The organism is Pseudomonas sp. TMW22080, from assembly GCF_022496745.1.
Taxonomy (GTDB): Bacteria; Pseudomonadota; Gammaproteobacteria; order Pseudomonadales; family Pseudomonadaceae; genus Aquipseudomonas; species Aquipseudomonas bubulae.
Window position 1 is genome coordinate 1 of the sequence record NZ_SCFF01000003.1, and the last position, 18,016, is coordinate 18,016.

An 18,016-nucleotide genomic window follows, 5' to 3' on the forward strand; every position below is an offset into this window, starting at 1 on the left:
GCCGGTATTCTAACCGACTGAACTACCGCTGCGCGTAACATTGAAAGCAAGTGGTGGGTGATGACGGGATCGAACCGCCGACCCTCTGCTTGTAAGGCAGATGCTCTCCCAGCTGAGCTAATCACCCTTGTACTTCGCTTTCGTTGCGGGGCGCATTCTCTCACACTATTTGTGTAAGTGGTTGTTTTTATTTGGCTTTTTTCAAAGCCTTGTAAAAACATCCGTTTCCATCGCCCTGCATCTTTGATTTCGCAGCGAACTGCCAAACCGAAGCCTTTCGGGTAAACCTGCATTTATCAGGCTTATCCCAACCACAAGCGTTCAAGGGGCTTATGGCAACAAAAATGGCGCAGCGGACGGGACTCGAACCCGCGACCCCCGGCGTGACAGGCCGGTATTCTAACCGACTGAACTACCGCTGCGCGTAACACTGTGAGCGAATGGTGGGTGATGACGGGATCGAACCGCCGACCCTCTGCTTGTAAGGCAGATGCTCTCCCAGCTGAGCTAATCACCCTTTCACTCTCGGTGTGGCGCGCATTCTACGGAGCGACTTATAGTCTGGCAAGTACTTTTTAAAATAATTTTCCCAAGCACTACAAAGGCTTAGCGCAGGGTTGGCCTATTAAGGTTATCAAGCGAATAATGCGTCTTTGTATATAGGAGTGATTCACCCCATGTGGTTCAAAAACCTGCTTATCTATCGCCTGACCCAAGATCTGCCATTTGATGCACAGGTGCTGGAAACTGCACTGGCCACCAAACTGGCCCGCCCGTGTTCAAGCCAGGAAGTAGCCACCTACGGTTTCGTTGCCCCGTTCGGCAAAGGCGAAGACGCCCCGCTGGTTCACGTCAGCCAGGACTTCCTGCTGATTGCCGCCCGCAAAGAAGAGCGCATCCTGCCGAGCAGCGTGGTGCGTGATGCATTAAAGGAGAAGGTCGAAGAGATCGAGGCCGAGCAAATGCGCAAGGTCTACAAAAAGGAACGCGATCAGCTCAAGGATGAAATCATCCAGGCGTTTCTGCCCCGCGCCTTTATCCGCCGCTCCGCCACCTTTGCCGCCATCGCGCCAAAACAGGGCCTGATCCTGGTTAACGCCTCCAGCCCGAAACGCGCCGAGGATTTACTGTCCACCCTGCGTGAAGTGATCGGCTCGCTGCCGGTTCGCCCACTGGCAGTCAAGGTTGCACCAAGTGCGGTGATGACGGAATGGGTCAAGACCCAGAAAGCCGCCGACAACTTCTTTGTCCTCGACGAATGCGAGCTGCGCGACACCCATGAAGATGGCGGCATCATCCGCTGCAAGCGCCAGGACCTGACCAGCGACGAAATCCAGCTGCACTTGAGCACTGGCAAAGTCGTAACCCAGCTGTCGCTGGCCTGGCAGGACAAACTGTCGTTCGTACTGGACGACAAACTGGTGGTCAAACGCCTGAAGTTCGAAGACCTGCTGCAAGACCAGGCCGAACAGGACGGCGGTGATGACGATCTGGGCCAGCAGGACGCCAGCTTCACCCTGATGATGCTGACCTTCGGCGAGTTCTTGCCACAGCTGTTTGAAGCACTGGGCGGCGAAGAGATCCCACAGGGCATCTAAACACCCGCTGCAATCGTTTTTTTGTGGGAGCGAGCCTGCTCGCGAAACTAGCGCCACGGCGCTCACGAGATCTTCGCGAGCAGGCTCGCTCCCACAATCATATCCACCAGAACAACCACAATAAGGACCACCATGCGCGCACTTGCTGCCTTAAGCCGCTTTGTCGGTAATACCTTTGCTTACTGGGTTCTGATTTTTGCCGTGCTGGCGTTTCTTGAGCCAGCCTGGTTTGTTGGCCTTAAAGGCTACATCGTGCCGCTGCTTGGCGTGGTGATGTTCGGCATGGGCCTGACCCTCAAACTCGATGACTTCGCCGAAGTCGCCCGTCACCCCTGGCGTGTGGCGCTGGGTGTGGTTGCACATTTCGTGATCATGCCCGGCGTGGCGTGGTTGCTTTGCCAGGTGTTCCACCTGCCACCGGAAATCGCCGTTGGGGTGATCCTGGTCGGTTGCTGCCCAAGCGGTACCTCGTCCAATGTCATGACCTGGCTGGCCCGGGGCGATCTGGCGCTGTCGGTGGCGATTGCCGCCGTGACCACCCTCCTCGCCCCCTTGTTGACCCCGGCCCTGATCTGGCTGCTGGCGTCGGCCTGGCTGCCGGTTTCGTTTATGGAGCTGTTCTGGTCGATCCTGCAGGTTGTGTTGCTACCGATTGTGCTCGGCGTACTGGCCCAGCGCCTGCTTGGCGCACGGGTGCGCTTTGCCGTCGATGTGCTGCCGCTGGTGTCAGTGGTCAGCATCGTGATTATCGTCGCCGCCGTGGTGGCGGCCAGTCAGGCGCAAATCGCCAAGTCCGGCTTGCTGATTATGGCCGTGGTGATACTGCATAATAGTTTCGGCTATTTGCTCGGTTACTTTACCGGCCGTCTGTTCAAATTGCCCCTGGCCCAGCGTAAATCCCTGGCCCTGGAAGTCGGCATGCAGAACTCGGGGCTGGGCGCGGCTCTGGCCAGCGCCCACTTCTCGCCGTTGGCGGCCGTGCCCAGTGCGCTGTTCAGCGTTTGGCACAATATTTCGGGGGCGCTGCTGTCGACCTATTTCCGGCGCATGAGCGAAAAAGAAGATCGCCTGGCAGCAGCCAAGGCTGCTATTGAGTGAAAAATCGGGGTTGCCTGTGGGAATAATCATGTGCAATATACTGCGCACTGCGAGGACGACCTCGCGACTCATCGAGTGATTATTCCGGGGACGACCCCATCAGTTGATGGAGAAGACCATGTCCTGGATCATTCTGTTTTTCGCCGGCCTGTTTGAAGTTGGCTGGGCTGTAGGCCTTAAGTACACCGACGGTTTCAGCCGCCCGTTGCCGACGGCCCTGACTGTAGGCGCCATGATCATCAGCCTTGGCTTGCTGGGTCTGGCCATGAAAGAACTGCCGCTGGGCACTGCCTACGCAATCTGGACGGGCGTTGGCGCGGTGGGCACTGTGATTGCCGGGATCATCCTGTTTGGTGAATCCATGGCGTTGTTCCGGCTGGCCAGTGTTGCACTGATCATTGCCGGCCTGGTGGGCCTTAAAGTCAGCACATAGCACGAAAAACTGTGGGAGCGGGCTTGCTCGCGATTGGGCCGACCTGGTATTCAAGTCCCCCTTCGCGAGCAGGCTCGCTCCCACAGTGTCTTTGATTTACTGCACAGCCCCGCGCAACGCCATCACCCGCTCACGCAACAGCTTTTGCGTAGCCTCATCAGCCGCTATCGGCGCACCGGCAACCAGCGTCACCCGCGACCATAGGCGATGGAAAAAGCCCTTGTGCGGATCGCGACTGAAAAAACTGCCCCACAGCCCCTGCAACGCCATCGGAATCACCGGCACCGGCGTGCGCTCCAGAATCCGCATCACCCCCGCCTTGAACTCGTCGATCTGTCCGTCCGTGGTGAGCTTGCCCTCAGGGAAGATGCACACCAGTTCGCCGTCAGCCAGATAGCGAGCAATCCTGTCGAATGCCTGATCATGGATTGCTTCATCTTCCCCCCGACCGGCAATGGGAATAGTCCCCGCAGTACGGAAGATAAAGTTCAGAACCGGCAAATCGTAAATTTTGTAATACATGACAAAGCGAATCGGACGACGCACTGCGCCGCCTATCAACAGCGCATCGACATACGACACATGGTTACACACCAGCAACGCCGCACCCTCATCCGGGATCAGCTCCAGGTGCTTGTGCTGCACGCGGTACATGGAATGGCCCAGCAGCCAGATCAAGAAGCGCATGCTGAATTCAGGCACGATTTTGAAGATGTAGGCGTTGACCGCAATATTCATCAACGACACCACCAGAAACAACTCGGGGATCGTCAGCCCGGCCACGCTGAGCAACAGGATGGTGACCAGTGCCGACACCACCATAAACAGCGCATTGAGGATATTGTTGGCCGCGATCACCCGCGCCCGCTCGCTCTCCGAGGTGCGCGACTGGATCAGCGCATACAACGGCACTATATAGAAGCCGCCAAACACGCCGAGCCCAAGAATATCCAGCAGCACCCACCAGGCCTGGCTGAAACCCAGCACGCCCAGCCAGTCGTTGGCCTGGATGTTTTGCGGCATCTGCCCCGAATGCCACCACAGCAACAGGCCAAATACGGTCAGGCCAAACGAACCAAAGGGCACCAGCCCAATTTCGACCTTGCGCCCCGACAGTTTCTCGCACAACAACGACCCCAGTGCGATACCCACTGAGAACACTGTAAGGATCAACGTCACAACGGTCTCGTCGCCAGACAGCCAGTCCTTGGCGTAGGCCGGGATCTGCGTCAGGTAGATCGCACCAACAAACCAGAACCACGAATTGCCCACCACGGAACGGGATACCGCAGGCGTCTGATTCAGACCCAGGCGCAGAGTGGCCCAGGATTCGCTGAAAATATTCCAGTTCAGCCGCAACTGCGGCGTATCTGCCGGCGCAGACGGAATGGCGCGACTGGCCAGGTACCCCAGCACTGCGACCGCGATAATCACCAGCGAAACGATAACCGTGTAATTGCCGGAGGACAGCATGATCCCGGCGCCAATGGTGCCCGCCAGAATCGCCAGAAAAGTGCCCATTTCCACCAGGCCATTACCACCCACCAGCTCTTCTGGCCGCAGGGTCTGCGGCAGTATCGAGTACTTGACCGGGCCGAACAGCGCCGAATGGGTGCCCATCGCGAACAATGCGACCAGCATCAATGCCAGGTGGTCGAATGCAAAGCCAATGGCTGCAACCACCATGATGGCGATTTCGCCCAGCTTAATCAGACGAATCAGACGGTCCTTGGCGTACTTTTCACCAAACTGACCGGCCAGGGCCGAGAACAGGAAAAAAGGCACGATAAACAGCAACGCGCACAGATTGACCCAGATACCCCGGTCACCTTCGATATTGAGCTTATAAAGGATGGCCAGAATCAGCGATTGCTTGAACAGGTTGTCATTGAGCGCGCCCAGGGCCTGGGTCACGAAAAAAGGCAGGAAGCGGCGCTTGCCTAGCAAGCTGAATTGCGAGGGGTGACTCATCATCCATGTACTCACGTTGCGCTGAAGGGCTTTTTCTTTGGAGGGCCGTTGTAACACTCAGGGCACAACCTTGCTCGGGTTCTGTGCAAAGGCGCACAGAACCCGAGGGTACGTTTTACTTCTTCAACCCGGCAATGCAGGGCGAGACAAACAACTCGCCGCGATAAGCCCCTTGCACGGTGCGCTTGCCGACCAACAGCCACATCAGCGCCAGTGCCAGCACCAGGATGCAACCGGCTACATCAAAGAAGCTCAGGTGCAGCATGCTGCCCAGGCGCAGGGTGGCCAGCGAGTACACCCCCAGCGGGAAGGTGAAGCCCCACCAGCCCAGGTTGAACGGGATGCCCGAGCGGAAGTAGCGAATAGTGATCAATGCCGCCATCACAATCCACCACAAGCCCACACCCCACAGAATCACCCCGCTGATCAGGCCCAGGCCTTCGACAATCTCACCGATTCGTGCCAGACCATTGGCCGCAAAAATTTCCGGGGCATCGGCACCCAGCAACAGCAGGCCCAGTGCACCCGTACCGATAGGGCCTAACGCCAGCCAGCTGGATGCAGCCATGCTCTCGTGGGGCAGTTTATGCAGCGCCATGCGCAGGATCAAAATGGTCAGGATGCTGAATGCCACCGGCACCGAAAACGCCCACAGTACATAGCTGGTAATCAGCACATGAAACTGCGTGACGGTATCGCTCAGATACGGTGCCAAGAGACCGCCACTGGCTGCCGCAACCTCAGCGGCCACCACCGGCAGCAGCCAGACAGCAGTCATTTGGTCGATGCTGTGATCCTGACGGGTAAACATCAGGTAGGGGATCAGCACGCCACAGCCCAGCGCCATGGCCACATCGATCCACCACAGCACTTCGGCCACCTGCACCATGCCTTCGCCCCAGCGCGGCACGCCGAACACCAGAAAGCCGTTGATGATGGTCGCCAGGCCCATGGGAATGGTGCCAAAAAACATCGACACCGTGGAGTGCCCGAAAATGCGCTGCGCCTCGTCGAAATACAACATCCAGCGCGCGCCATAAAGCACGCTGAATAGAATAAACAGACCGATATTGAACAACCACAACCCTTCGGCAAAGGCATGTACACCGGGAATATGCATCGGTAATTGAGCCAGTGCCAAGGCCAAAACCCCCGTACCCATGGTCGCGGCAAACCAGTTCGGGGTGAACTGGCGGATCACTTCGCGGGGGTGCTGCAAGTGGCTAAATGGCCGAAAAGCGGCTTTGGCTTTGTTTGGGCAAGTCATGGGTTCCTCCTGAGCCTCGTTTGAGGTGCAATTAGAGTAGAACCAAATCGAATATCTATATAACGGGTAATTTCTCTAACTGTTATCTACTACACCTATATAAGATCATATCGACCAACTTCAAACCCTGCGACACCAGGCCGCGCTCAGACCATGGTCGACACTGACGCGCTCCGAACATCATGCGAGACTAGCTGTCTCAAGCGGGATTGCTTGCGGCCTTATACCTTCAGGAGCGTCCATGTCGTTGTCCAGCGGGCTGATTGCCGCCGTTGCCCTGGCCTATATGGCCATTATGTTTGCCATTGCCTTTTATGGTGACCGGCGCAGCAAACCACTGCCGCCGCGGGTTCGCGCGTGGGTGTATAGCCTGTCGCTGGCGGTGTACTGCACCAGTTGGACGTTCTTCGGCGCCGTTGGTCAGGCCGCCGAACAACTCTGGGCATTCCTGCCGATTTACCTGGGGCCGGTACTGCTGCTGGTATGCGCGCCCTGGGTGCTGCAAAAGATGGTGATGATCAGCAAACAGGAGAACATCACCTCGATTGCCGACTTTATTGCCGCCCGCTACGGCAAGTCCCAGTCATTGGCCATTGTGGTGGCATTGATCTGCTTGGTGGGCGTACTGCCCTATATCGCCCTGCAGCTCAAAGGCATTGTGCTGGGGGTCAACCTGCTGATCGGCGCCGGCGCCGATGCAACCGGCTCGAGGGTCGAGGACACGGCGCTGATCGTGACCCTGGTGCTGGCGCTGTTCACCATCCTCTTCGGCACCCGCAACCTCGATGCCACCGAGCACCACCGCGGCATGGTGCTGGCGATTGCCTTTGAGTCGCTGGTCAAGCTGTTCGCCTTTCTCGCCGTCGGCGCTTTCGTAACCTATGGGCTGTATGACGGCTTCGACGATCTGTTCAATCAAGCCATGCTCGCACCGCGGCTTGAGGAGTACTGGAAAGAAACCGTCAATTGGCCCTCGATGATCGTCCAGACTGGCGTGGCCATGATGGCGATTATCTGCCTGCCCCGTCAGTTCCACGTTACCGTGGTGGAAAACATCGAACCCCAGGACTTGCAACTGGCCAAATGGGTGTTCCCGGCCTATCTGATTCTGGCCGGGCTGTTTGTAGTGCCTATCGCCCTGGCCGGGCAAATGTTGCTGCCAAGCTCGGTATTACCGGATTCATTCGTGATCAGCCTGCCCCTGGCCCAGGCCCACCCGGCGCTGGCCTTGCTGGCTTTTATCGGCGGTGCATCGGCGGCCACCGGCATGGTCATCGTGGCCAGCGTGGCGCTGTCGACCATGGTTTCCAACGACATGCTGCTGCCATGGCTGTTGCGCCACAAAAACGCCGAGCGCCCGTTCGAGGTGTTCCGCCACTGGATGCTTTCGGTGCGGCGCGTGTCGATTGTGGTGATTCTGCTGCTGGCCTATGTCAGCTACCGCCTGCTGGGCTCGACCGCCAGCCTGGCCACCATTGGCCAGATTGCCTTCGCTGCCGTCACCCAACTGGCGCCGGCCATGCTCGGCGCCCTGTACTGGAAGCAGGCCAACCGCCGGGGGGTTTTCGCCGGACTGGCGACAGGCACCTTTATCTGGTTTTACACCCTGGTACTGCCGATCATCGCCCACAGCTTTGGCTGGCACCTGAGCCACTTCCCTGGGCTGGCGTGGCTGCACAGTAACCCGCTGGGCCTTTCGATCACCCCGCTGACACAGGGTGTAGTGCTGTCACTGGCAGGCAACTTCACCCTGTTTGCCTGGGTTTCGGTGCTGTCGCGAACCCGCGTGTCAGAACACTGGCAGGCCGGACGTTTTATCGGCCAGGAGCTGAGCAGCCACCCCAGCGGTCGTTCGATGCTGTCGGTACAGATCAATGACCTGCTGGCCCTCGCCGCACGCTTTGTCGGCGAAGAACGCGCGCACCAGAGCTTTATTCGCTTCGCCTACCGTCAGGGCAAGGGCTTTAACCCTAACCAGAACGCCAATGGCGAATGGATCGCCCACACCGAACGGCTACTGGCCGGTGTGCTCGGCGCGTCCTCTACCCGTGCGGTAGTAAAAGCGGCGATTGAAGGCCGGGAAATGCAGCTGGAAGACGTGGTGCGGATTGCCGACGAAGCGTCCGAAGTACTGCAGTTCAACCGCGCCTTGCTCCAGGGCGCCATTGAAAACATCACCCAGGGCATCAGCGTGGTCGACCAGTCACTTAAGCTGGTGGCCTGGAACCGACGTTATCTGGAATTGTTCGACTACCCGGAGGGGTTGATCAGCGTGGGGCGCCCGATTGCTGACATTATCCGCCACAACGCTGAACGCGGCCTGTGCGGCCCCGGCGAAGCCGAAGTGCATGTGGCCCGGCGCCTGCACTGGATGCGCCAGGGTCGGGCGCATACCTCCGAGCGCCTGTTCCCCAATGGCCGCGTCATCGAGCTGATCGGCAATCCGATGCCCGGCGGCGGTTTCGTCATGAGCTTCACCGACATCACCGCGTTCCGCGAAGCTGAACAGGCCCTGACCGAAGCCAATGAAGGCCTGGAGCAACGTGTTGCCGAGCGCACCTTTGAACTGTCGCAGTTGAATCAGGCGTTAACCGAAGCCAAAGGCGTGGCTGAAACAGCCAGCCAGTCGAAAACCCGTTTTCTGGCAGCAGTCAGCCATGACCTGATGCAGCCCATGAACGCGGCACGCCTGTTCTCGTCTGCTCTTTCTCATCAAGAGGAAGGCTTGAGCGCCGAAGCCCGCAAGCTGGTGCAGCATCTGGACAGCTCACTGCGTTCGGCTGAAGACCTGATCAGCGACCTGCTGGATATTTCCCGCCTGGAAAACGGCAAGATCACGCCCGACATCAAGCCTTTTGCCATAAATGACCTGTTCGAAACCCTGGGCAATGAGTTCACTGCACAGGCCCAGGAACAGGGCCTGAGCTTCCGGGTTCACGGTAGCCGCGTGCGGGTCAACAGTGATATCAAACTGCTGCGCCGGATCCTGCAAAATTTCCTCACCAATGCCTTCCGCTACGCCAAGGGCCCGGTATTGCTGGGCGTACGCCGACGCGGCAGTGAGCTATGCCTTGAGGTGTGGGACCGTGGCCCGGGCATCCCGGAAGACAAACTGCAGGTCATTTTTGAAGAATTCAAACGCCTCGACAGCCACCAGACCCGCGCCGAAAAAGGCCTGGGCCTGGGCCTGGCCATCGCCGACGGCTTGTGCCACGTACTTGGGCACAGCCTGCAAGTGCGCTCATGGCCCGGCTTTGGCAGCGTATTCAGCGTGCGCGTGCCGATGGCAAAGAGCCAGGCCGCACCGCAGCCGGTGGTCGCCGAGCAGAATGGCCAACCGCTAACAGGCGCCCGAGTGCTGTGTATCGACAATGAAGACAGCATCCTGATCGGCATGCAAAGCCTGCTGACACGCTGGGGCTGCCAGGTCTGGACAGCGCGCAACCGCGAAGAATGCGCGGCGTTGCTTAATGAAGGCGTGCGGCCGCAGTTGGTACTGGTTGATTACCATCTGGATGATGGCGAGGTCGGGACAGAGCTGATGCGCTGGCTAAGAGCCCAGTTGGGCGAGCCTGTACCGGGCGTGGTCATCAGCGCCGATGGCCGCCCCGAGATGATCGCCGAGGTGCATGCGGCCGGTCTTGAGTATCTGCCCAAGCCGGTCAAGCCCGCCGTGCTGCGGGCGCTGCTGAGCAGGCATGTGCCGCTCTAGCTGAGCGCCCTTGTGGGAGCGGGCTTGCTCGCGATAGTGCCAACTCGGTTTACTTGCAGAGCCTGGTTGATGCCATCGCAGCAAGCCCCCCCCCCCACAAAGCCATGCACACCGCTTATTCCGCCGGGTGGGCGACACCCTCTTCGTCGGTCATGGCCCGCTCCAGCAGGTCGGCTGGCAGGCTCTTGCTGGCCCGGGCCCCCAGCAGCTTGAGCTGTTCGCTGCGGCTGACCAGATTGCCGCGGCCTTCCGTCAGCTTATTGCGAGCTGAGCTGTAGGCCTTGTCCAGCTGCTGCAGGCGATTGCCCACTTCATCCAGATCCTGAATAAACAAAACAAACTTGTCGTACAGCCAACCGGCACGCTCGGCAATTTCGCGGGCGTTCTGGCCTTGGCGCTCTTGTTTCCAGAGGCTGTCGATTACCCGCAAGGTGGCCAGCAGCGTGGTTGGGCTGACGATCACGATATGACGGTCAAATGCTTCCTGAAACAAGTTGGGCTCGGCCTGCAACGCCGCCGAAAAAGCCGCTTCGATGGGCACGAACAACAACACGAAATCCAGGCTGTGCAACCCCTCCAGACGCTTGTAGTCCTTGCTGGCCAACCCTTTCACATGATTGCGCAGCGATAGCACATGCTGCTTGAGCGCCGCCTGCCCGATCACGTCGTCGTCAGCCCCCACATATTGCTGATAAGCCGTCAGGCTGACCTTGGAGTCGACCACCACCTGCTTGTCACCGGGCAACATGATCAACACGTCTGGCTGGAAACGCTCTCCGTCCGGCCCCTTGAGGCTGACCTGAGTCTGGTACTCGCGGCCCTTCTCAAGCCCCGCGTGCTCCAGCACCCGCTCCAGAATCAACTCACCCCAGTTACCCTGGGTCTTCTGGCCTTTGAGGGCGCGAGTCAGGTTGGTCGCCTCATCGCTCAGGCGCAAATTCAACTGTTGCAGGCGCTCCAGTTCTTTGCCGAGGGAAAAGCGCTCCCGCGATTCCTGCTGATAGCTTTCTTCGACGCGCTTTTCAAACGACTGAATGCGTTCTTTAAGCGGATCGAGCAACTGCCCGAGGCGCTCATTGCTGGTTTCGGCGAAACGCTGCTCGCGCTCATCAAAGATCTTGCCCGCCAGCTCGGCAAACTGGGCCCGCAGCTCGTCCCGGGAACCCTGCAGGTCGTTCAGTCGTTGCTGATGGCTGTCTTGCTGTTCACGCAACTCTGCAGCCAGCCCAGACGCATGAGCATCCAGGCGCCGCAGTTCGACTTCTTTCTGGTTGCGCTCCAGGTTCCAGGCATGGGCGGCGTCGCGCCCATTGTCGCGCTCCACCTGCAAGAGCTCTACTTCGCGGCTCAATGCTGCCAGCTCGGCCTGCTTGGCGGCATTGGCCTGACCCAGGTCACTGACCTCGTCGCGACAGGCATCCAGCTGGGCGCCCAGACCTTCCTGGGCCAACTGCGCCGTATTCAAACGCTCGTTGAGCAACGCCAGCTCAGCGGGATGGCTGCCGAGTTTGCGTTGCAACTGCCAGATTAACGCCAGCAACGGCACGCCCGCTACTGCCAGGCCAAGCAACAGGCTGCTTAGATCCAGGGCCATAAACCCTCCGCACGAGGTAAAAGAACAAGGTTAACCAACAGGCCGCGCCGAAGACAGCTCAGTCTTGGGTCTTGTTCAATTCCTGCTGGGCCAGACGATCACCGGCGCGAGCGGCCTGACGCAACAGTTCGTGGCCAATGCGCTGATCGCGGGCGCTGCCGCATTCACGGCACATCAACTGGCCCAAACGGCTTTGCGCCAGCACCACACCCTGGCGGGCAGGTTGCTTGAGCAAATGACCGGCCACGTGTTTGACGCTGGGGCTGGCGCTCAGGCGCGGGTTATCCAGCAGCCAGATCGCGACCCGCAAAGAAAAGCGTTTGGGTGCTTCAGTGGATGTATTGGGACGAGCAACAGAGGAAGTAGCGGTGCGGAACTTCATACGACACTGTAGGGCAGAACAGAAGGCGCGCCACTCTACTCCTTTTTTCGTCCGGGTAAAGCCCAAAAAAGTCGATACCCTTGATCTAGAGCAAGCGCTTTGGACAATCCACAGATCCTGTGGATAAGTCAGTGGACAACCTTGCTTTAACCCCCGCAAACGCCCACCCCGCGCGGCCTCAGGTCAAACTGTCGATTTTTTCACCAATTAAAAAAAACGATGTTTTTCATTGACTTAAATTTACAAGGCAGGCTAGCAAGAGCAAAACACGGGTATCTGCGCTGATTTTGCCACCAGCACTGTTAATGTGCACAAGCTCACATTCAGAGCAAAAAATCGGGCCTTTACCGGGCACGGCTTGCACGCTGACGCACCGCTGCGGCGCTTCATTCAAGGGGCTTGTTGCCGACAGAACACACACACGGCGCTACTGGCGAAACCGCTGAAATGTACTAGTCAGCGCCACACGCCAACCTGAGGTTGCGGCATGGCCACATAAAGTATTTTTGCTAGCATACTTGCGTTTAAAAATTCAACCCGTTAGTATCCGCAGCGTTAGTACCAAGCTGAAAGTCAATTCGGGCCGAACAAATCCCTCCAGCACCTCGCAAAAAGCGAACGTAAGCTGAACAAACGGGATCGACCCCCTCGATGGTTTCCAGGTAAATCTTGCGACGATACGGCCTCTGCACAAACGCACAGGGTATCGCGAAGTTCTTTTACTCTGACCGAACCAACCTGCAAATTGATCAGGATCTTCACCCGGAGCACGGAACCTTAGCTCCTGTTGTGACTGCCTGCCCTCCTAAGTACCTACCTGCCAGCCCAAGCGCCACATACTTAATGCGCTCCAACTGGCGGCTTTGTTCCAGTCAGGTTCTTCGTCCAGCCAAAGAATGGCTCGACGTCACTGGAACGTTTTAACGCAGCACGGATCAGATTCCGTGTCATTTGTAGGAACACCTAATAACTATGTCTACTCAAATCCATACTCAGGATGCCATTCGCACCCTAACCAACGCCTTTGCCCCAATGAACTGCCTGATTATGGCCGCTCGCAAAGGATGCTTCAGTTTCACCCTGGTCAACGAACACGGTATTGCCCGTCACAGCGAACGCCTGTACCCCGACCAGTATTCCAGCGCAGAACCTCTGCAAGCTGTGATCGAGCGTACCCGTCAGGCCCTGATTGCCTGATAGCTTGAGCGCTACACATCAAGCCCTGCCTGATTAGCAGGGCTTTTTATTGCCTGCACTTTAAGAAATATCCGGCATTGTTTAATTACTTGCGGATATATAGCCCGCTGACCGAAGCTTTAAATGTTTTAAAAACATAACTTTACAGCGAGAATCTGACACTACACTTCAACTCAAGCGGCATGATCCGCTTCCAGCGACCCCTTCCGATCCACTGCTGCCAAGCGCATGGGCCTCGCTGGTCATTTTCAGGCCTCGAGGACTTTATGGGTATCGCTGCCAGAGAGTTGAGCCATTACGTGATCCGGCCAACGCTTCTGTATCTGGGGCAAGACAACCCGGATGCAGAAGCTTTGTTGCTAGGTATTGCGGCCAGCCAGTCGCACCTGGGCTCGGCCCTGCACGATCGCCACGGTCACGGCCTTTATTGCATACGTGAGATACGCCATGCGGACCTGTGGGACCAATACCTGGCCCACGACCCGGATCTGGCGAGCCTGGTTCGCGGGCTGGCCAGTCAGCATGCGTTTTTGTGCAGCCCTCATATCGAGCTCACGGTTAATTTGCGCTACGCCACCGCCATTGCCTGGCTGTTGATAGAGCAACACAAAGTCGTTGTCCCCGCGGCTGACGATTTATTGGGCATGGCAAGGATCTGGCGCCAAGCCTTTGAACCACATGGACGTTTGCGCGATTTTGCCCACGCCTGGCACAGCTGCGTCTCACCTCTCAACCAGATTGCTTGAGATTCCCACCTACTATAACAACGTGTAAATGATTTAAAACCGGTCGGATTGTCCTACAAAACATCGCTATCTTCTTCGATTTAGCCTATAGCGCAACCACAAAAATGTTGGTAGTTTTCGTCCGGTGATCATAAGGAGTTCTAATAATGAAAAAAGTAATGCTCAAGACCACACTTGGCCTCGCCGTCACTTTGGCTTCCAGCCAGATTTTCGCTAGCGGCTTCGCACTCAACGAACAAAGCGTCAGCGGTATGGGGACCGGCTTCGCAGGTCGTTCATCTTCTGCCGACGATGCAAGTACCGTTTTCGGTAACCCTGCCGGTATGTCCCGCCTCAGCGGCCAGCAAGTAACAGGCGGTATCGCTGTTATTGATGCTTCGACCGATATCAAGGATGCCCGTGGCAGCATCTCGGGTACCAATAAAGGCGACATGGTTCCATTTACTGCCGTCCCTATGGGCTTTTACACCAACAAGCTCAATGACGAGTGGGCCGTAGGCTTCGGTGTTTATGCTCCGTTCGGCCTTGTGACCGACTACGAAAGCAGCTTCCAGGGCCGCGGCTTCGGCAGCAAAAGCGAAGTAAAAGTTGTAACCCTGCAACCTACCGTCAGCTATGCATTCAACGACAAGGTATCGATCGGCTTTGGCCCGACCATTAACCGCATCGCCGGTACACTCGAGTCCGAAGTCAGACTGACCCCGAACCCACTGGCCGGGGCAGGCGACAGCAATGTAAAAATCAAGGGCGACGATACCGCTCTGGGCTTTAACGTTGGTGTATTGGTACAGGCTACCGATACCACTCGCGTTGGTTTGACTTACCACTCCAAGGTTAAATACAAGCTCGAAGGCCACACTAACGTCACGGCCAGCAGCGACCCGTTCACGGCTGCCCGCCTGAAAAGCAACCGTTATGACGCCTCGCTGAAAATCGACACCCCTGAATCCTGGGACCTGTCGGTTACACAAGAAATCAATGACGCGTGGAAGGTTTATGCAGGTACTACCTGGACTCGCTGGAGCCGCCTGAAAGACATCACCGTAGAGAACGAAGGCGTAACCGCCGCTGCCGGCGGCGCCGCATCGCCCGCACTGTTCAGCACCATCAAGGAAGAGCAGAACTGGCACGATACCTGGGCATACGCCATCGGTACTTCGTACCAGTTGAACAAGCAGTGGGTACTGCGTACCGGTCTGACCTGGGACCAGTCGCCTACCAACAATGAAAATCGCTCGCCACGTATCCCTACCGGCGACCGTACCATTTTCAGCTTGGGTGCCGGTTATGCCGTCAATGACAACCTGAACATTGACGTGGCTTATTCCTACCTCAAGGAAGAGTCCGTCAAGGTTGATGACGCCAAACCTCAGATCGGTAGTTACTACAGCTCCAAATATGAAAACAGCGCTAACGGTTTTGCTGTAGGTGCAACCTACAAGTTCTGATTCTCCGCGAGGCTAATCCCCTCGCCAGCTGAATCAAAAAAAGCCCCGCTCTCGTTACCGAGGCGGGGCTTTTTAATGGCTGCGATTCAGGGCCTTGAAGCAATGGCCTTGTCGATGGCTTCGATCAATTCAGGACTGTCGGGCTTGGTTAAACTGGAGAAGCTGGCAATCACATTGCCCTGGCGATCCACCACATACTTGTAGAAGTTCCACTTCGGCGCATTGCTCTGCTCGGCCAGTACCTTGAACAGGTGCGCGGCATCAGGCCCGCGCACATGCTGTGGATCGATCATGGTGAACGTCACGCCATAGTTGACGTAGCAGACCTTTGCCGTCTCCTCACCATCCTTGGCCTCTTGCTTGAAGTCGTCTGAAGGCACGCCGATCAGCTCCAGCCCCTGGCCCTTGTAGCGCTGGTTCAACGCCTCAAGCCCCTTGAACTGCGGAGCAAATCCGCAAAAACTCGCGGTATTGACGATCAACAGCGGTTTACCGGCAAAGCGCTGGCACAGATCAATCGATTCCTTGGCCCGCAACTTGGGCAACGAGCCCTCCAGTAAAGGCGGGCAATCCGCCGCCCAGACCGAACCGGCGCAGGCCAACAGCAATACAGGCATCGCAATCCAGCGCTTAAGCATCATCGGTGTCCTTGAGAAAGAGGCAAGCTCAGAACTTACTCATCCGCCGCTACACTAGCAAGCACCCATACCCAACTGCATCAAGGCCAGCCCACCCTGATGCCAGCCCCACCAGACAAGAGCCAGCAACAAGGCACCGGCACTGACTGCACCCAACCAGATCCAGCTTGCACTCATCCTAAACTCCCTTGCGCCTGCAAACGGGCCACCGGGCGCTCGCGCACGGGCCAGTTCAAGGCAGCCGCCAACAGGCTCAACAAAATCGAGACTTGCCAGATCAGATCATAGCTGCCGGTCTGATCATAGACCACGCCACCCAGCCAGCCGCCCAGAAAAGCCCCCAGCTGATGGAAGAGAAATACGATCCCGCCCAGCATCGACAGGTTACGCACGCCAAACAGGGTCGCCACCGTGCCATTGGTCAGCGGTACCGTCGACAACCACAAAAAGCCCATGGCCATGCCAAACAGGTAAGCGCTGAGTTGTGTGATCGGCGCCCACAAAAACAATACGATCACTACCGCCCGCGCCAGGTACAAGGCCGTCAGCAAGCGCGGCTTGGACATGCGCCCGCCGAGCCAGCCAGCCGTGTAAGTACCGAAGATATTAAACAGACCGATCAGCGCCAGCACCGTGGTGCCAACTGTCGCCGGCAAATGCTGATCCACCAGATAGGCTGGCAGGTGGACACCGATAAACACCACCTGAAAGCCGCAAACAAAAAAACCCAACGCCAGCAGCCAGAAGCCCGAATGCGAGCAGGCCTCACGCAGGGCCTCCCTGAGGGTTTGCTCACCGCCCAGGCTTGGCAGCGGACGATCCTTGAGCATGCCCACTAATGGCACAATCATCGCTACCAGTACGCCCAACACCAAAAGCGCCGTCGACCAGCCGAGCCAGCCAATAAGGCCCAGGGTGCCGGGTAACATGGCAAATTGACCGAAAGATCCTGCGGCACTGGCGATGCCCATGCCCATGCTGCGTTTTTCTGCAGGCAGGGCACGGCCAACCACCCCCAGAATTACCGAGAACGATGTGCCCGACAGGCCGATACCAATCAGCAACCCCGCACTCAACGACAGCGACAGCGGTGAGTCTGCCAACCCCATCAGCAACAGCCCTACGGCATACAGCACGCCGCCAACGATCACCACTTTCGCCGCGCCAAAGCGATCAGCCAACGCCCCGGTAAAGGGCTGTGCCAAGCCCCAGATCAGATTTTGCAGGGCGATGGCAAATGCAAACACCTCGCGCCCCCAGCCAAACTGCGCGCTCATGGGCGGCAGAAACAACCCGAAGCCATGCCTGACACCCAACGACAATGCCAGAATGAGCGCACTGCCAAGAAGAACCCAAGCGCTGTTGCGCCACACCGTTGTCATTATTATTCTCCGGAAGCGGGTATATACCCATTTAAAGTCAAACGACTGAGTTTCAGTCTTTACCCGCCAGCTCATCCAACAGTTGCAACAGCTGCGCACGCCTGGTTTCGCCCAAACGGTCCATCAAGCGCTGCTGGGCGGCCTCCCAGGCCGGCAAGGCAGCCGCAAGGCAGTCCTCACCTGCCCGAGTCAGGCACACCAGCCGGTTACGCTGGTCTGCGCCCTCAGTCATTTTCAGCAACCCGGCGCCCTCAAGCACCCGCACATTACGCCCCAAGGTACTGCGATCCAGCCCCATGGCTTCTGCCAGGGTGGAAATGCTCGGTTGATCGAGCCGCTTGAGATTGCACAGCAAGGAATACTGGGCGACGTTGATCCCGAAGCCATCGAGAGCGCCGTCGTAGTGCCTGCTCACGCCACGTGCAGCACGTCGCAGATTGGTACATAAACACTGGGTTGGTAACATTTTGTATGTATATACCCGCAATAAAAGACAATCAAGATTTATGTAACGCCACCCGCCCGGTTTTTTGTGGGAGCGGGCACGTGC

At 57.7% G+C, this 18,016-nt stretch carries 15 protein-coding genes and 3 tRNA genes; 7 read left to right on the forward strand and 11 right to left on the reverse strand.

All coding sequences use genetic code 11. The features are described from left to right. Positions 1 to 51: 51 nt before the first annotated feature. The 3 genes from EQV96_RS10260 to EQV96_RS10270 form a co-directional block, all read right to left on the reverse strand. Positions 52 to 127 (reverse strand) — tRNA-Val (locus EQV96_RS10260). A gap of 218 nt (positions 128 to 345) precedes the next feature. Then, positions 346 to 422: transfer RNA gene (locus EQV96_RS10265), tRNA-Asp, on the reverse strand. Between the two features lie 19 nt (positions 423 to 441). Beyond that, positions 442 to 517, reverse strand: a tRNA-Val gene (locus tag EQV96_RS10270). 160 nt (positions 518 to 677) lie between these two features. On the opposite strand from EQV96_RS10270, the gene rdgC reads away from it, so the two are divergent. The 3 genes from rdgC to sugE all read left to right on the forward strand — a co-directional run bounded on the left by rdgC (position 678) and on the right by sugE (position 3,129). Further along, on the forward strand, positions 678 to 1,598 hold the full coding sequence (rdgC, locus tag EQV96_RS10275; RefSeq protein WP_088379231.1) for a recombination-associated protein RdgC: 921 nt from the start codon (positions 678 to 680) through the stop codon (positions 1,596 to 1,598). 132 nt (positions 1,599 to 1,730) lie between these two features. Beyond that, a complete protein-coding gene (locus EQV96_RS10280) occupies positions 1,731 to 2,696 on the forward strand; it encodes a bile acid:sodium symporter family protein (protein ID WP_095003104.1) in 966 nt (321 codons plus the stop codon). A 118-nt stretch (positions 2,697 to 2,814) separates the two neighbouring features. Beyond that, positions 2,815 to 3,129 (forward strand): quaternary ammonium compound efflux SMR transporter SugE, encoded by a 315-nt coding sequence (sugE, locus tag EQV96_RS10285; protein ID WP_095003103.1) that lies wholly within the window; start codon positions 2,815 to 2,817, stop codon positions 3,127 to 3,129. 96 nt (positions 3,130 to 3,225) lie between these two features. Here sugE and EQV96_RS10290 read toward each other — a convergent pair whose 3' ends face one another. Continuing rightward, positions 3,226 to 5,100 carry an MFS transporter gene (locus tag EQV96_RS10290; protein ID WP_240882137.1) on the reverse strand — a complete coding sequence of 625 codons (1,875 nt, stop codon included), beginning with the start codon at positions 5,098 to 5,100 and terminating at the stop codon, positions 3,226 to 3,228. A 115-nt stretch (positions 5,101 to 5,215) separates the two neighbouring features. After that, complete coding sequence (locus EQV96_RS10295) at positions 5,216 to 6,367, reverse strand: TDT family transporter (RefSeq protein WP_240881986.1); 1,152 nt, start codon at positions 6,365 to 6,367, stop codon at positions 5,216 to 5,218. A 241-nt stretch (positions 6,368 to 6,608) separates the two neighbouring features. Here EQV96_RS10295 and EQV96_RS10300 point away from each other — a divergent pair, with 241 nt between their 5' ends. Then, positions 6,609 to 10,079: a PAS domain-containing hybrid sensor histidine kinase/response regulator gene (locus EQV96_RS10300; RefSeq protein WP_095003100.1), complete on the forward strand. Its 3,471-nt coding sequence runs from the start codon at positions 6,609 to 6,611 to the stop codon at positions 10,077 to 10,079. Between the two features lie 115 nt (positions 10,080 to 10,194). Here the strand turns inward: EQV96_RS10300 and rmuC are convergent, their stop codons facing one another. Both rmuC and EQV96_RS10310 read right to left on the reverse strand, forming a co-directional pair. Further along, a complete protein-coding gene (gene rmuC / locus EQV96_RS10305) occupies positions 10,195 to 11,559 on the reverse strand; it encodes a DNA recombination protein RmuC (RefSeq protein ID WP_165446514.1) in 1,365 nt (454 codons plus the stop codon). A 172-nt stretch (positions 11,560 to 11,731) separates the two neighbouring features. Then, a complete protein-coding gene (locus EQV96_RS10310; protein WP_095003098.1) occupies positions 11,732 to 12,055 on the reverse strand; it encodes a hypothetical protein in 324 nt (107 codons plus the stop codon). A gap of 972 nt (positions 12,056 to 13,027) precedes the next feature. Between EQV96_RS10310 and EQV96_RS10315 the strand changes: the two genes are divergently transcribed. From EQV96_RS10315 to EQV96_RS10325, 3 genes are all read left to right on the forward strand, one after another. After that, positions 13,028 to 13,252: a hypothetical protein gene (locus tag EQV96_RS10315; RefSeq protein WP_019407963.1), complete on the forward strand. Its 225-nt coding sequence runs from the start codon at positions 13,028 to 13,030 to the stop codon at positions 13,250 to 13,252. 266 nt (positions 13,253 to 13,518) lie between these two features. Next, the gene (locus EQV96_RS10320) at positions 13,519 to 13,998 is read left to right on the forward strand and encodes a hypothetical protein (RefSeq protein WP_095003097.1); all 480 of its coding nucleotides are present in this window, start codon (positions 13,519 to 13,521) and stop codon (positions 13,996 to 13,998) included. A 146-nt stretch (positions 13,999 to 14,144) separates the two neighbouring features. After that, positions 14,145 to 15,446 carry an outer membrane protein transport protein gene (locus EQV96_RS10325; protein WP_095003096.1) on the forward strand — a complete coding sequence of 434 codons (1,302 nt, stop codon included), beginning with the start codon at positions 14,145 to 14,147 and terminating at the stop codon, positions 15,444 to 15,446. An 86-nt stretch (positions 15,447 to 15,532) separates the two neighbouring features. Here EQV96_RS10325 and EQV96_RS10330 read toward each other — a convergent pair whose 3' ends face one another. The 4 genes from EQV96_RS10330 to EQV96_RS10340 form a co-directional block, all read right to left on the reverse strand. After that, a complete protein-coding gene (locus tag EQV96_RS10330; RefSeq protein ID WP_165446506.1) occupies positions 15,533 to 16,084 on the reverse strand; it encodes a glutathione peroxidase in 552 nt (183 codons plus the stop codon). A gap of 54 nt (positions 16,085 to 16,138) precedes the next feature. Then, positions 16,139 to 16,261, reverse strand: coding sequence for a hypothetical protein (locus EQV96_RS23260; RefSeq protein ID WP_254925250.1), 123 nt, complete (start codon positions 16,259 to 16,261; stop codon positions 16,139 to 16,141). After that, a complete protein-coding gene (locus EQV96_RS10335; protein WP_165484598.1) occupies positions 16,258 to 17,457 on the reverse strand; it encodes an MFS transporter in 1,200 nt (399 codons plus the stop codon). The genes EQV96_RS23260 and EQV96_RS10335 overlap by 4 nt, the downstream gene beginning before the upstream one ends. A 61-nt stretch (positions 17,458 to 17,518) precedes the next feature. Further along, on the reverse strand, positions 17,519 to 17,932 hold the full coding sequence (locus EQV96_RS10340; protein ID WP_095003093.1) for a MarR family winged helix-turn-helix transcriptional regulator: 414 nt from the start codon (positions 17,930 to 17,932) through the stop codon (positions 17,519 to 17,521). Positions 17,933 to 18,016: the final 84 nt, after the last annotated feature.

Excerpts from the sequence above, each read along its gene's own strand:
- rdgC (WP_088379231.1), top strand. The coding sequence starts at position 678 with ATGTGGTTCAAAAACCTGCTTATCTATCGCCTGACCCAAGATCTGCCA.
- EQV96_RS10280 (WP_095003104.1), top strand. The coding sequence starts at position 1,731 with ATGCGCGCACTTGCTGCCTTAAGCCGCTTTGTCGGTAATACCTTTGCT.
- sugE (WP_095003103.1), top strand. The coding sequence starts at position 2,815 with ATGTCCTGGATCATTCTGTTTTTCGCCGGCCTGTTTGAAGTTGGCTGG.
- EQV96_RS10290 (WP_240882137.1), bottom strand. The coding sequence starts at position 5,100 with ATGAGTCACCCCTCGCAATTCAGCTTGCTAGGCAAGCGCCGCTTCCTG.
- EQV96_RS10295 (WP_240881986.1), bottom strand. The coding sequence starts at position 6,367 with ATGACTTGCCCAAACAAAGCCAAAGCCGCTTTTCGGCCATTTAGCCAC.
- EQV96_RS10300 (WP_095003100.1), top strand. The coding sequence starts at position 6,609 with ATGTCGTTGTCCAGCGGGCTGATTGCCGCCGTTGCCCTGGCCTATATG.
- EQV96_RS10310 (WP_095003098.1), bottom strand. The coding sequence starts at position 12,055 with ATGAAGTTCCGCACCGCTACTTCCTCTGTTGCTCGTCCCAATACATCC.
- EQV96_RS10315 (WP_019407963.1), top strand. The coding sequence starts at position 13,028 with ATGTCTACTCAAATCCATACTCAGGATGCCATTCGCACCCTAACCAAC.
- EQV96_RS10320 (WP_095003097.1), top strand. The coding sequence starts at position 13,519 with ATGGGTATCGCTGCCAGAGAGTTGAGCCATTACGTGATCCGGCCAACG.
- EQV96_RS10325 (WP_095003096.1), top strand. The coding sequence starts at position 14,145 with ATGAAAAAAGTAATGCTCAAGACCACACTTGGCCTCGCCGTCACTTTG.
- EQV96_RS10330 (WP_165446506.1), bottom strand. The coding sequence starts at position 16,084 with ATGCTTAAGCGCTGGATTGCGATGCCTGTATTGCTGTTGGCCTGCGCC.
- EQV96_RS23260 (WP_254925250.1), bottom strand. The coding sequence starts at position 16,261 with ATGAGTGCAAGCTGGATCTGGTTGGGTGCAGTCAGTGCCGGTGCCTTG.
- EQV96_RS10340 (WP_095003093.1), bottom strand. The coding sequence starts at position 17,932 with ATGTTACCAACCCAGTGTTTATGTACCAATCTGCGACGTGCTGCACGT.